We start from the raw sequence: 14,784 nt of genomic DNA, 5'->3' as shown, positions 1-14,784 counted from the left end.
AACTGTGTAACTCTTATCTTAGCCTGTGATAAGAGTAAGGATTTCTTTCGCAAAAGTGATAATGACACCACCCGCAAGAGTCAGGAAGCCATTGGCTCTCTGAGAAGGGTCGTGAGATTTGAGTGAAAGACCGACCTGCACGATACCAAAGCCAAGCAAAATCATACCGATGGCACGGATAAGTCCGAAGATAAAATCGGACAGATTATTGACTACGGTAAGCGGGTCATTCGCTGCAAATGCAGTCGTTGTCATTCCAAGTGCCAACGCACCGACAATGACCATTGTGCAGTAAGCACGGAAGCCTTTCTTAACCTTTCCGGTCATAGGCAGTTTCTTTGTTTCCTGAATGTCAGTTGCTTTTTTCTTAAAAATAGTCATAGTTGAATACCTCCAAAATTTAATTTGTTTGATTGTTTATGAACAGAGCTTCCATCTCCTCCTCGGAAAGAAGTTCCCAGTTCGTTTCTTCCATTTCCTTTTCAGGAAGTGTTGCAGGGTCAATGTCCCAAATGGCAATCGAAGCAATATCTTTTGTGACTTCTCCATGCTTATAAGGACTCGCCTTTCCGTCTGTGGTAAGTGCCACATTCGGGTGTTTCATAATGTCATATTTGAAATCCATAATGGGTCTTTCCCCACGGATAAACAAAATAGCGTACTGATTATCGAGCATACGCACCTCATCAGGGGTAAGTAACTCTCTGCCGCTAATCTGATAGTTGGTGGAATAATTACCGCTTCTTCCGGTACTCTTTCCGAACGTGTTGGTATCAATGGTTTCCTTGCCCAACAGCTCCGACACATATTTATGGGTTGACTGCTCATTTCCACCAAGGTAAAGAAATTCATCGCAGTTACCCACAATGCTCTCCCACTGTTTTTCAAACAAGGCTTTAAGCTGTGCCAAGTTCTGTAAGATGATGCTTACAGATATCCCACGGGAACGCATAACCGACAGTATCTTGTCGAAGTCGTCCGGCAGTGAAACATTGGCAAATTCGTCCATCATAAAATGAACAGGCATCGGCAAACAGCCGCCGTGGATATGGTCGGCTGCATAAAACAACTGCTGAAAGAGCTGTGTGTAAAGAATGGATACCAAGAAGTTGAAACTGGAGTCGTTATCCGGTATCAGTGCAAACAGAGCCACCTTTTTCTCTCCGAGTGACTGCAAATCCAGTTCATCGGCAGAAGTAAGAGCAGCAAGACTCTCCAAGTTGAACTTTTCAAGCCTTGCTGCAAGGGTTATCTGTATGGATTTTAATGTTTTGGAAGAACCGGAATGATAAGAGTGGTAATACTTCAAAGCAATGTGGTCAGGATTATCTATCATCAAATCTGAAAACAGATTATCAAGCGGAGAAGGACTTGGGTCGTCCTCGTCCTCAATCGCCCCGGCTCTGAGCATTTCCATTACCATTGCAAAATTCTGTTCTTCCGGCGGTGCTTCATAATGCAGATAAAATACAAGTGCAAGCAGAAGCATTGACGCTGCCGTATCCCAAAATGGGTCATTGCTCTGTGAACCTTTCGGAGTGGTACTCTTAAAAAGATTGGTTACGAGCTTCTGCACATCATTGTCATTCTGCAAATAAACAAAAGGATTGTAACAATGGCTTTTCTCCATTGAAATCAAATCAAGCACACGCACTTCGTAACCTTTCTTCTCAAGAAGATGTCCCGTATCTCGCAGGATTTCCCCTTTCGGGTCTAATATCACATAGCTGTTTCTTGCAGCGTTCATAATATTAGGCTTTGCATAAAATCTTGTCTTACCTGCACCGGAGCCACCGCACACAAGCGTATTCAGATTTCGTCTGTGCTTCTTGGCATTAAGTCCAATGCACACATTCTGAGTCATCAGCTTATTTTCTGACAGCGGCTTTTGTCGGTACTTTTTATCAATGGCTCTGACATTGCCCCATTTGGCAGAACCGTGTTCCTCTCGTCTGCGGTAATTCTTTCTTGTTGAGAAATAAATCCCGATACCCATTCCATAGCATAAAAGTAAAATGAGGACAGTTTTTAAGCTGTCCCCACATAATTTTATGGAAAATGGATTATCAAAGAGTGTCGCAAGATTGGCTGCTATCTCCGGCAATCCTCCGCTTATGGAAGGTGCAATCAGAAGTGCCAGCCATATGACCGGAACGATACCGACAATGGATAAAATAATGGCAGTCTGCCTGTCATTATCTCGCTTCATCTGAGCGTTTCCTTTCAATTACTTTGAACTTTTTCAATGGGGCATTTCCGACTTTTACAAGCAGGTCGTCTACTGCATCTGCGGACTTGCCTTCCTCCATCAACTTTGTTTTCTCATCGTTTAAGGAGCGAATGACAACACCGTGTTCGTAATCGTCCAAAGCAATGTGGTAGAGTTTTTCTTTTTCCATATCTGCCCTCCGTTATCTCTCATAGTCCTTTGAACGCTCCTGCTTTTTGCGGAACATTTCATCAGAGATATGACTATGAATTTCTGCCATTGCATTTCGGGTCTTGGAAAGCTCCGCACGGATTTCTTTCGGCTCTTTGGAAGCCAGTCCCTCCGGAATACGGTTAATCGCAAAGTTCTGTGTATCTACGCCATACTTCTTGCAAAGCATATATCCGATACACACTGCCTGAAATCCCATATCCCTGCGGCTGTAACTTTCACTGTTGATAGAAAGCTGTGCGTGTCCGAGTTCCTGAGCGACACACTGAGCAACCGCTACGCTGTCACCCACATTACGCTTCACATACAAGGTCTGCTTTTCATTATTATAGAAAGCTGCCATATTCGGATACGGAAGTTCATCGGTTGACGCAACCTCCACCGGAGATACATCAAGCATTGTCGTGATAAGTGCTTTCGGGTCACGGTTTGCTGATACCGCCGGAGCTTTTCTTCCATTTGTCTGTGTAACATCAAATACCTTTTTGACATTGTAGGAAATACCCGGAGAGCCATCTGCTCTTGTATATTCCACTGGTTCAAGAATAGAAACACTCTTTGCCCCTTTGGTAATCTTCACATTGTCCTTACCCCAATCATTAAAATCTTTAAGCTGTGTTGCCTGCGGATACTGACTGTAAATAAGGAGAGCATTTGCTGCGGAATATCTGTCCATTCGACTCTGCGTATCAAGAAAGCTCTTGAACTTCTCAGAGTCACTCACAATCTCACGGGCAGCGTCATCAATCATCTGATAGATCTTTTCTTTTTCTGCTCGCTTCTTTTCCGCATACTCCTCTTTAGATAATCTTGGCTGATTACCGCCAGCCTTTGCGGGTTTGAAATCATTTGTCATAGTGAATTACCTCTCTTTTGTTTTGGGTTTCTTCTTCGGCTGACGGTGTACCGTCTGACCGTTTTTCTGCTGCGGCTTCTTGCCATCTTTCTTAACCTCCGGCTCTTTACGCTCTGCTTCTTTTTGCTGTTTTGCCTGTGCCTTATAACGGTCAAGTTTCTCTTTGACCGATGGCTTTTCCACTGGCTTTGCAACACCCTTATCAGATTGCGTTTCTACCGGCTCTGAGTTTTGCCTTGACAGAGGGCTTTTGTCTGTTTTGGCGACTGAGGGGTTTGCGTTTGCTCGCTCCTCTTTCTGCATTGGATTTCTGACCGCTTCTTCCATAATGATTTCACTCTTGGATTTGGTCGGCTTTTCTTTTTCAACCGCTTCACGGTCTGCGATAGCTTTCTCTGCTTCACTGACAATCGAAGCCTTATCCACCTTGCCAAGTTCAAATCTTTCAACGATACGCTGAATTTTAGAAGCGTCCTCTGCTCTTGCAATAATATCTACCGGAGCATTCTCTCCCTTTGTGTTCTTATCTCTGAGGACACAATAAAGAACGCCATAGCGTTTTGCCTGTTCGGTAAACTTCTTCAAATCCTTTTGCGGAATGGAAAAGACTTTCAGCTCCTTGCCTGACTTAATCATATTGGTAAGCCTTGCTTTGCCCTTCGTCTTTTGCTCCTGCTTCAGAACCGATACCAAAAGCAATGCGATATTCTTCGCCGCCGAACCGCTTAATCTTGCAGCAACTTCAAATCCTTCAAGCGAAAGCCTAACGACCTGCTCTGCTGCGTCACCACCGTTGTTCATAGCGTGATTTCTCCTTTCTCTGCTGTTTTTGTTCCTCTGTTTCGATATGCTCAAGGTTTTCTTCCATAACCTTTGACCTCTCCGCAATATCCTCGCAGAGTTTTACTTCTCGTCGGAGTTTTTTCAATTCTCCATTGATAGAAGCGATTTCATCTTTTGCCGCCTGAAGCTGACCATCATCAATATTTGTTCTTATCTTTTTTCGGAGATGTGTTCTTCCGGCAACAAGATTTTTCATCTGCTCCTCTAAGGAAGTCTTATATGAAAAAAGCTGTTCGTCCGTGGAAATATTTTCTCGTCCGAGCAGCCTTACTTCATCAGTAATCTTATCGAGCTTCATTAAATCATCTTTCAAGAGATAATGAAGCCTTGCGTTATTCTGTTTCTTATACTTTGGCAGATAACCGAGTCTGTAACAGTAATACAGATACAGCCCATAAAGTCCGCCTTTCTTTTTCAGCTTCTGTCCTCTGGTCTGCATACGGTACTGTCTTGGTTTATAAGTCGCCCTCTGGAACGGCTCAATTTCTGCCCATCTATCACGATTTTCTTTGATACGCTCTACAATCCGGTCATTGGTATAATCAGCTCCGAGATTTTTCAGTCGTATCGGCTTATCGTATCCCTTTGGAATGACCGTCCAATATTTTCGGCTTGGACTCAGGTTATAGGCATATCCCATTTCCTTGAGTGCAAACTGAAATTCTTTCAGGGTCTTGCTGTGGTCGATAGCATAATCAATGGCTTCTTTTGCAACCGAGTAGCGTGTCGGCATACCTGCCTTTTCTTTCATCGTCAGATAATCCGACTGCTTACTGCGGTTCGGATTCGGGTCATAGTAAAGTCCGTACTTCTCACAAATCCTGTCTGCAACTTTTCGGAATTTGAACCACGCTTTTTCCTCTCCCCATAAATGTTTCCCATCGACGAAAGAAATAGAGTTGATGACAAAATGACAGTGCAGGTGCTTTGTGTTCAGGTGGGTTGTCACAACGACTTGAAATCTTTTACCCCACACTTCATTTGCAAACTCCATTCCGATTTTCTGTGCCATCTCAGGAGATATATCTGTTTCCTTGAAACTCAAATATCCGTGATAGGCTTGGATACCGTCTGTCTTTTGGTACTGCTCCTTAACCGTTATGAACTGGTCACGGGCAATCGCCACATTACAGTTGATACCCTCAACATAGAACTCACGCTCTGTTTTTTCCTCGTCCTTTGCATAAGCAATAACATCTGCAAGAGCCTGATACTGTTCCGGCGAAAACTCCCTTTTGATTTTTGCAGAAGTCTTTTCGGGATTGGTCGCATAGTCAATGACCTGACCGAGCCTTTCTGTAACCGACCACAACTTTGTTACTGCCATTTCATTTCGCTCTGATTTGGACGAAGATATGTCCTCTCAATCTCTGACTGGAACTTATTCCACTTCGCAGCTTCATTCTTCAGCATAGGTGCGTCAATGAAACCAAGCGTATTAGCTTTAGCCGCAAGCTGATTGATGTTATTACCGATAGAGGACAGTTCCCTCATCACATCATAGAAGCGGTCATCGGGTTTCTCTTTCGGTTCGTAACCTCTGATAAGTAAACGGATAAGTCCTGCTTCGGAAAGGCAAGCCTTCTTTGCCTTTGCTGCCAAATCCTGTGCTTCCTTGCGGTTAAAGCGTACAATCTTCTGAATGTTTCTCTTTCTCATAATCGGTATCTTCCTTTCTCTTTACTCTGCAATCTTTGTTAATCTGGAATAAGCACATCATCGTAACGCCAAGACAACTGCCGAGCAGTGTCCCGGCGGCGATAAGTAATAACTCTCTCAAATCAAGTTCTCCTTTCTCACGGGGTATTAGGGGCAACCCCTAACGAGCCTTTTACCGTTTGGGAAACTGTGTTTATCCAAATGGTCTGCTCGCTAAGAATAAACATCTCCTCCGGGTTGCCCCGTTCTCAGTCTACTATCTCTCATAATCCTTTGATTTCGGCTTAAAAGGTTCAGCCACGATATTACCGCCCACTTCCTTAGAAAAGCGTTCAGGATACTTGAACTGTTCCTTGTATTTCTTCATCATATCGTCCGGCAAGCTCTGAAAACTCTCACTCTCAGGCGGTGCATAACAGATAAAGAATTTGCCGCAGATAATATCTACCATCTCTTTCTTATCATTGTCCTGCACATAAACTGCACGGTTAAGCGGAAGTCCTCTCATCTTTCCTTCCTCATTACAGATGATTGCAACGTCATCGTCATAGGGCATATATTCCTCAATGTCCCCGCCGACAACCTCCTGCATTGCTTCCAGACTGTCGTCGATTACAATTTCCTTCGGGTACTTTTCCGGTTCTACCAAGAGAACTTTAATCTTAGAATCATTCATCGTTCTTCATTCCTTTCGTGTGTTTTTTTATTGTAAATTCCCATCCGCATACAAAGAAAATCGTTGAAGTCCTTACCTACTTTTGGTGGCTCATCAACGATTTCATACTTATCCGGCAGAATAGTTTTTAAGGTCTGTGCTGCCTTTCTGCCCGCTATATCATTGTCAAAATGGATACGGATTTTCCTGACAGATGGGTTACTGTCAAGATACTTTTCCAGTGCAATCGGCACTTTACTGTCCTCAATTTTCTTTGCCGGAGAATACACCCCGGACAGCGAAACAAAGCTCATTTCTTTCCAATCCTTCCCGTTCAGCTTCGCAAGTGTGGCATAGGATAACAAGTCAATGGCACACTCAAAGAGGTGTACTTCCTCCAAGTTTTCCTTACCAAGCCGAAAAGAATAATCTTTTTTACTGCCACTGCAATCGCCCATAATCCTACGCTTATTCGTGGAACGGTAGGCTGCATATTTCGGTTCTTTCTTCTCGTCATAGCCTACAAACACAACGTTGTGATACGGCAGGCTCTCAAAGATAAGGTCATTAGAGATACAGTAATTGATGATTTCAAAATCTATTCCTCTCCCGAAAAGATACTCTGTAATCACTCTGTTGGAAGCACATTTTTCAGGGAGAAGAAGCGGTTTATTTTCCTCTTTTGGCTGTGGCTTTTCATAGACCGGAGCCTGAATCGCTGTGTGTCCGATAATGGTTTCCACCGCTTCAAGGAAGCTGTAACCTTTGACCTTAATCAGATAATCCAAAGCACTCCTGCCGCCAATACCTCTCGACCACCATATCCATTTCCCGTTTGAAATTTTCAAACTGTCGTGGGTTCTGGTGCAATAGGTGTTACCTGAAAACTTAACCAGCTCATACGGTTCATAGTTTTTCAGATAAGTTAATAAGTCCATCTGTTTCGCCTGAATGATTAACTCAGGTGCGATAAAAGGCATATCGACCACCGCCTTCCTGTTTATCTCTCATACGATTTCTCCTTTCTGCCGCCGACAGCTTCGCCCTCATCAGGCTCTCCGCCGACAATCTCATTTTCCTTTTTATCCATATTGAGCAGGATATTCAGCTCATCAAGTCGGGCAGTTTTTGCCCTCAATTCTTCCTCCTTTGCAAACGGCTTTTCGATTTCCTGCTTCGCTGTTTCAAACTGCTTCTCCGTATTTTCAAGACTGTTTTTCGTATCAGCAAGTGCTTCCTCAAAGCGTTCTATGCCGTTATCTATTCTCACGATATTACCGTGAGCATCATCGCCAAGCGGTACATCTCTGCTTGTTTCGCCTTTTAATTTCACAACATAATTACGCTGAACCGTATCAAAATACAGTTCCATTTGAAAGCCACGGTACTCGCCAAGTGGTATCGCATCAGGACTGTTCATTGACTTGCAGGCATTGATGATTGCCTGACCTGCTTCGGCTTTTTCGGAATAAGAAACACCCGATACCATCATTCCAAGCGGCTGCTCGTCTATCGGTTTCGGGTGTAATTTTGCTGTTTCAACATCTTTTGTAAGTCCCTCTACACGGGATTTCAGGTAAGCAATCTGTTGTGGGTAGAACTTGATGACCTTATCCTCCAGTCCGTATTTCTCCGATAAGAAATTGGATTTTAACATCTTTAGCTTCTGTACTTGAATGTCTAAGTCCATCTTTTCTTTGATATATGGATTACCTGTTGCAAGCATTTTTATCTCTGCATAGGACAGTGCGGTTTCATCAATATCCTCTGCCGACCTAACCGGAGATTTGCTCGTCATAATCTGACTTGCGAACTTCTGCTTACCTTCCACAAGCTGATAGAGGTATGCATCAAAGGTCTGCTCTGTTACATAGCGGTAAATATCTACCTGCGGATTTTCATTGCCCTGACGGACAATTCTACCGGAACGCTGCTCCAAATCTGAAGGTCGCCACGGACAATCCACATCGTGAAGTGCGATAAGTTTATCCTGCACATTCGTTCCTGCTCCCATCTTCTGAGTAGAGCCAAGAAGCACCCTGACTTCTCCCTTGCGGGTCTTTTGGAACAGTTCTTTTTTCTTCATATCCGTGTCGGCTTCGTGTATGAACTTCACTTCACTTTCAGGAATACCTCTCTCAATCAGCTTCTTTCTGATGTCGTTATAGACGGAAAATGTGCCGTCATTCTTCGGCGTGGAAAGGTCACAAAACACAAGCTGTGCTGATTTCTTGTCGGCATTTTCTTTCCATATCCGATAGATGTTATCGACGCAGGCATTGATTTTACTGCCCTCAAAATCAGGCAGCATATCGTTTAGCATACGCTGGTCAAGAGCCAGTTTTCTTCCGTCATTCGTGATTTTCAGCATATTATCTACGCTTGAATCCACACCGCCGCCACGCACCTGCTCGGCTCTCTCTGCAAGGGAAGCAACCATTTCTTTCTGCATTTCTGACGGCTTTACTGCAATGTTATGGTACTTTGCTTCCGGTACTGGCAGGTTCAACATATCCGCTGTCTTAATGTCCGCTATCTCCTTGAACATCGCCATTAGTTCAGGCAGGTTATAGAATTTTGCGAACCTTGTCTTTGCTCTGTATCCTGTTCCTTCCGGTGTAAGTTCCACTGCCGTAATGGTTTCTCCGAAAGTGGAAGCCCAGGCGTCAAAGTGCTGCAACCCATTTTTCACAAGTGTGTTGTACTGCAAATATCGCTGTATCGTATAGAGTTCCACCATGCTGTTTGAGATAGGTGTACCCGTTGCGAATACGGTTCCTCGCCCTCCGGTAATCTCGTCAAGGTAACGACACTTCATAAAGAGGTCGGAAGATTTCTGTGCTTCCGTCTGTGCGATACCGCCCACATTACGCATTTTTGTATAAAGATAAAGGTTCTTGTAATAATGGCTTTCATCAACAAAAAGCCTGTCTACACCAAGTTCCTCAAAGGTTACAACATCATCTTTTTTCGTCTGGTCATTGAGTTTATCAAGTTTCTGCCTGATAGATTTCTTTGACTTTTCAAGCTGCTTTATGGAGAAGTTTTCCCCTCGGTTTCGCTTGAGTTCTGCAATTCCTCCGGTTATCTCCTCAAGCTGCTGTTCTAAGATTGCCCTCTGTCTTTCAATGGACATCGGGATTTTTTCAAACTGTGAATGTCCGATGATAACTGCGTCATAATCTCCGGTTGCAATCCTGCCGCAGAACTTTTTACGGTTCTTGGTTTCAAAATCTTTCTTTGTTGCGACAAGGATATTTGCCGCCGGATAGAGCTGCAAATACTCAGCCGCCCATTGTTCGGTCAAGTGATTTGGTACAACAAACAGTGACTTATTACAAAGCCCAAGCCTTTTCGACTCCTGTGCTGCCGCTACCATTTCAAAAGTTTTTCCTGCTCCGACTGCGTGTGCAAGAAGCGTATTTCCTCCGTAAAGAATATGGGCAACCGCATTTTTCTGATGTTCCCTGAGTTCAATTTCAGGGTTCATACCATTGAAGATGATATGACTTCCATCATACTCACGAGGTCTGACGCTATTGAATTTCTCATTATAGGATTTGCAAAGTCTTTCCCTTCGTTCAGGGTCAGACCATATCCAGTCCTGAAATTCCTGCTTAATCATTTCCTGCTTCGACTGAGCAATCGCTGTTTCCTTTTTGTTCAGGACAGCCTTCTTCTTTCCCTCATCATCTTCGATATAATCAAAGATACGCACATCTTTTAAGTTCAGCGTTTCCTCGATAATCTTATAGGCATTGATGCGGGAAGTTCCGTAAGTGTTATATGCCCTTACATTTCCTTTGTCATAGGATTTGCCCTCAATATTCCACTCACTCGTAAATGGGGAGAAGTGAACTTTGATATTCCACTGTGCATAGCGTGGTGTTTCAAGCAAATGAAAGATAAACTCCTGCACATCGTCCGGTGGCAGCCAAGTTGCACCAAGTCGCACGGAAATTTCACTTGCAGTCAGGTCTTTCGGTTGCACCTTTTGAAGTGCTTCTACATTGACCTTATAATCTTCCGGATAGAGTTCTGCCGACTTCTTTGCAATCCTCAGCTTTTCCCTGACATTACCCGAAAGGTATTCATCAGCCATCAGATACTTCGGTTCGTAAGAATTTCCATACTCATAAAGCGGGTTTAGGAAGATAACACCCTTTAAGTCCTCAAAGATTTCATTCTCCGATTTACCGGAAAGCTCCATCATATAGTCCATATCAATCGTGGCTTTTTCTCCAAGAGATACCGCCAACGCTTCGCTTGCCGTATCAACAGAAGTAACCGGAGTATGCGGCTTAATTGTCCTCTTAGAAAACATATCAGCCTTACGTTCCAGTTCTCCGTCCTCTCCGATTATCTCCAATGCAGAAAGCAAAGAGAATGAACTGTCCTGCGAAAAAGCAGAGGTATTTGCACGGCTGTTAATGAGTCCGTACTTACCTGAAAAGGTATCATAAAGTCTGTTTAATCTCTCCTGCTCCGCTTTTATTTCGCTGTCAGGGTAATCTTCTGTCTGCAATTCAATCAGCGTTCTGACGGAATTTCTAATGGCAATCATACCCTTAATTCGGTTCTCTGCGGTTGCCGACACCTCCACCGGAGTCATACGGGAATTTTCTCGATAGTAGATTTTATCGTCCACCACCGTATAGGAAAAGTTTCTCACTGTTGGGTCTGCCGGAATAGAATTATCTTCCTCCTCCAGTTCTTCCTCGGCTTCATATTCCGTGATTTCTCCGTGAATGTTTGCTACTGCTTCATCAAGCTGTGCTGCAAGGTCTGCATTTTCATACGGCACACAAGTTGCTTCCATACCGAAACGCCCCGATACCATTTTCATTTCTCCAAGTATCATTTCGGGGTGCTGCACAAAATAAGAGTTCATCTTAATTCCGTTCTCATCGGTATCAAGATGAACCCAATCCGGCTCAATATCTATCAGTCTGTCACGCTTTTGCAGGATAAGAATATCCGAAACGACTTCCGTTCCTGCATTACCCTTAAAGGTATTATTCGGCAATCGGATTGCTCCAAGAAGCTCTGCTCTCTGTGCAATATACTTTCGTACTGCTAAAGTTTCCTTGTCCATTGTGCCTTTGCTCGTTACAAAAGCCATCACACCGCCGGGTCTTAACTTATCGAGGGACTTTGCAAAAAAGTAATCGTGTATCAGGAACTTATGCTTGTCATACCTTTTATCCGATACCTTAAAATCTCCAAAAGGCACATTTCCGACAACGCCATCAAAGAAGCTGTCCGGTAAATTGGTTTCTTCAAATCCCTGTGCCGCAATGGTTGTTTTCTGGTAAAGCTGCTGTGCAATGCCTGCGGAAATCGTATCAAGTTCCACACCGTAAATCTTACTATCCTGCATTGAGTCAGGCAGCATACCGATGAAATTACCAATACCGCAGGACGGCTCTAACAAATTGCCCTCCTTAAAGCCCATTTGCTCCATTGCCTTATAAATGGCTGTGATAACTTCGGGCGGCGTGTAGAACGCAGTCAATGTGCTTTCTCTTGCCGAAGCGTATTCCTCTGGTGTTAATACCGAAGAAAGTTCCAGATATTCAGTTGCCCACGCTGAATTATTTTCATCAAAGGCTTCTGAAAGTCCACCCCAACCGACATACTTTGATAAAACAATCTGTTCTTCAGGCGTGGCAAATCTGTTTTCTTCCTGACATTTTTTGAGAAGCTGTATCGCCATAATATTTCTGCGGAAGCGTTCCTTTTTACCTACCGTTTCAACCTCATTTTCTCTGAGATTAAAGGTATGACGGTCTGCCATAGGCACATCAGGGTGCAGGTCAAAGCCTTTGACCTTTTTCTTCTGCTCCCAAGCCGGAACTACCGGCTCAGGCTCTTTATCATAACCGTTTCCTATGCGATACCCCTGACGATGCATCTCATCATAGCTGTCAAAGCCTGACTGTGAAGCTACTATCTCTCGATAATCCTCAATCGGCATACTGCCCATATTGGTCTGAACTTCTTCCGCTTCATTTCTTTCTTCAGCAGGTTCTTCCTTCACAATCAAATGCTCATTCATCGGGTTCTCTCGCACTTTTCTGTCAAACTCTGTGCGTGAAAATTCCTTATTGAACAGTGGCATATCATAGTCATAGAGCATTACTCTCTCATCATCAACAGATAAGATTTCATACTCAGAAGCACCGATATACACCTTATCGCCAAGATGATATTCATACTGCACATCTTGCGGCTGTTCTGCTTCTTCAGGTTCTTTTTCGGTTGGTTCAACCTCTTGTTCCGGCGGTGCATTAGAGAGTATCTCACGATTTCTTTTCGTTTCCGCAATTTTGGTTCTGCGTTCCTCTTGGCTTTCAAGCCATCGAGGATAGTGTTCTTTTTCCTTTGGATTTAAGTATCTGTCCATTCGGATAAGTTCCCCGATACGCTTCTCCACCTGCGACCACGAAAGTGTAATATGTGGATTTTCTTTACCGATACCTTTCGTAATCGTAATACCTTTTCCGTCGTGGCTCTCATCAATTCCCGCTCCGATTATGACGGGATAAGAGCCTCCCCAACCGTACTCATTTTTCAAAAAGTCTGCATTCTCTTTTGCAGAAAGGCTTTTTTCAAACTGTTCATAGATACGCATTTTACCCTCAGAAAATCCGCTTCCATTCGTAAGAACAGCGTCGATAATCTCCTGAGAAAAAGTAAAGGCAGAGGGTTTCTTTTCCTCTGCCTGACCGTCTAATATGAATGTCATCTGACCGTCCATCGACGGTAATGGTTTTATGCTGTCGCTTAATTCTCCCAGTAATCGCATAGCTTCAAAGTGTCGGGCAATAACAGCCCAATCATAAAAGCTCTGTGCGGTTCTGCTGTCATATTTGCCCTCCCACAAATGCAGAACATTTTCAAAGGTCTTATATCCTACTGTCCTGCCGTCCTCTAGGGTAAGCTCTGTATAATCATTATTGAAAATGCTCTTTATATACTCTGTGCGGTCTTTGTTATCAAGATTGCGTTCATAATAATCTTTGATTTCTTCCAGACTTGCCGACAAATGCGGTGTTGTTCTGAGAATTTCATTGATTACCTCATCACGCCCAAAGAACGGAAGGCTTTTGTCCTCGTGAGTTCTATCGTAATACTCTAAACGAATATCACTTCCGCTTTCACGATTTCCTGTGCCGAGCTGCGAAGAGCGTTCATCAGACGAACCCATTTCATCATATCCTCTGCTTTCATCTGCTCGGTCACTCCCTCTTTCTGTGCCATCTGGCTCAGGATTGTTTCTTCCATCTTGCTGGCTCTCTGTTCCACTTCCGCCAAGTGCTGTGTCAGTTCGCCCCTCGTCAGGAGATTGTAGTAAAGGACTCTGTGATGTTCCTTCAGAAACTTTCTCCTCATCTGAGCGTATCTGCCCAAAGTCACTTCCGGCTGCTGTGGAAGTTTCAGGTTCGGAAGGCTGTAATCGCCCACCATTGTGTAGGTCAGTTCGTTCATTGTCCAAACTCCTTTCGTCGTTATTTTCAACCTTATTGTATTCATTTCTGTCCTGACCGACAATTATGCGATTTTGACGGTTAAGTGCGGTAATTGTTTTAGATACTTCCGTCAATCCCATTTCTGCAATATCACTGGTAGCAAAGCCAAGTGCATTGAGTGTTTCCTGCGTATTGAAGTTGGTAACATCTCTGAAATCATCAAGTTCAAAGTAACCGTCTGTATCAACACCAAGCCTTGACATCATCATATATGCCACACTGTTTGCTACAACATTTTTATAAATGGAAGCCACAATATCATTGTCCACTTCCTCAAGGAAACTGCCTTCGGTTGCATAGTAAAGGTCTTGCAGATAATCAGGGATATTATCCTCTGCCGCATTTCTTGCTGCTCCCATAATCGCTTCGGCAAGACTGCTCTTATTCTCAATCTCTCCGAAAGTGCTTTCCAATGTTTCAATCACATCTGCTTCGTATTCCTGACGCATATCCCAAATCGGAACTGTTCTTGAATATCTGCTTTCGTGGGTATCTGAAATATCAAAGTAATGTGTCAGTCTTTGCCTTGTACGGTTTTCATCAGCAAAAACAGCAATACCTCTTGCACCTCGGTTGACCCATCTGCCGAAAATTCTATTCCACTGTTCTATCTCAAGAACTGCTGTTGCGTCAGGTCGCTGTGCATATACAAGAAGCTGTTCGTCATAGCGTAACTTATAATTTCGGCAAGCCGAAGCCAAGAATGCCTGCCAGTTCTGAGGATTTGATACAACCGTTTTGCAGGTGCGGTTGTAAAGCTCAGAAATAAGGTCATATTTTCGTGCCATTACCCTTGCAC

At 43.7% G+C, this 14,784-nt stretch carries 11 protein-coding genes; all 11 read right to left on the bottom strand.

Features of this window, described 5'->3' with window-relative positions; translation table 11 throughout:
- Positions 1-18 precede the first annotated feature (18 nt).
- Positions 19-381 carry a hypothetical protein gene (locus LIZ87_RS02595; RefSeq protein WP_015512775.1) on the bottom strand — a complete coding sequence of 121 codons (363 nt, stop codon included), beginning with the start codon at positions 379-381 and terminating at the stop codon, positions 19-21.
- 19 nt (positions 382-400) lie between these two features.
- Entirely contained in the window at positions 401-2,209 is a 1,809-nt protein-coding gene (locus tag LIZ87_RS02590) for a VirD4-like conjugal transfer protein, CD1115 family (protein WP_227145190.1), read from the bottom strand.
- On the bottom strand, positions 2,196-2,399 hold the full coding sequence (locus LIZ87_RS02585; protein ID WP_008789327.1) for a hypothetical protein: 204 nt from the start codon (positions 2,397-2,399) through the stop codon (positions 2,196-2,198). The genes LIZ87_RS02590 and LIZ87_RS02585 overlap by 14 nt, the downstream gene beginning before the upstream one ends.
- A gap of 12 nt (positions 2,400-2,411) precedes the next feature.
- Complete coding sequence (locus LIZ87_RS02580) at positions 2,412-3,296, bottom strand: LtrC-like protein (protein ID WP_227145188.1); 885 nt, start codon at positions 3,294-3,296, stop codon at positions 2,412-2,414.
- Between the two features lie 6 nt (positions 3,297-3,302).
- Entirely contained in the window at positions 3,303-4,097 is a 795-nt protein-coding gene (locus LIZ87_RS02575) for a PcfB family protein (protein WP_015530022.1), read from the bottom strand.
- Positions 4,081-5,466, bottom strand: a complete 1,386-nt coding sequence (locus tag LIZ87_RS02570) for a relaxase/mobilization nuclease domain-containing protein (protein ID WP_227145186.1) — start codon at positions 5,464-5,466, stop codon at positions 4,081-4,083. Before LIZ87_RS02570 ends, LIZ87_RS02575 begins: the two co-directional genes overlap by 17 nt.
- Positions 5,457-5,798 (bottom strand): plasmid mobilization protein, encoded by a 342-nt coding sequence (locus LIZ87_RS02565; RefSeq protein ID WP_002594670.1) that lies wholly within the window; start codon positions 5,796-5,798, stop codon positions 5,457-5,459. The genes LIZ87_RS02570 and LIZ87_RS02565 overlap by 10 nt, the downstream gene beginning before the upstream one ends.
- A complete protein-coding gene (locus LIZ87_RS02560) occupies positions 5,761-5,919 on the bottom strand; it encodes a DUF3789 domain-containing protein (RefSeq protein ID WP_087203228.1) in 159 nt (52 codons plus the stop codon). Before LIZ87_RS02560 ends, LIZ87_RS02565 begins: the two co-directional genes overlap by 38 nt.
- A 135-nt stretch (positions 5,920-6,054) precedes the next feature.
- Positions 6,055-6,474 carry a DUF3846 domain-containing protein gene (locus LIZ87_RS02555; RefSeq protein ID WP_002594669.1) on the bottom strand — a complete coding sequence of 140 codons (420 nt, stop codon included), beginning with the start codon at positions 6,472-6,474 and terminating at the stop codon, positions 6,055-6,057.
- A complete protein-coding gene (locus LIZ87_RS02550) occupies positions 6,471-7,433 on the bottom strand; it encodes a DUF3991 and toprim domain-containing protein (RefSeq protein ID WP_227145184.1) in 963 nt (320 codons plus the stop codon). The genes LIZ87_RS02555 and LIZ87_RS02550 overlap by 4 nt, the downstream gene beginning before the upstream one ends.
- A gap of 20 nt (positions 7,434-7,453) precedes the next feature.
- Entirely contained in the window at positions 7,454-14,773 is a 7,320-nt protein-coding gene (locus LIZ87_RS02545; protein WP_330663449.1) for an N-6 DNA methylase, read from the bottom strand.
- Between the last annotated feature and the right edge of the window lie 11 nt (positions 14,774-14,784).

Source organism: Lacrimispora sp. 210928-DFI.3.58, from assembly GCF_020554865.1.
Lineage (GTDB): Bacteria > Bacillota > Clostridia > Lachnospirales > Lachnospiraceae > Enterocloster.
The sequence above is the reverse complement of the archived record's forward strand: the minus strand, read 5'-3'. Positions and strand labels throughout refer to the sequence as shown.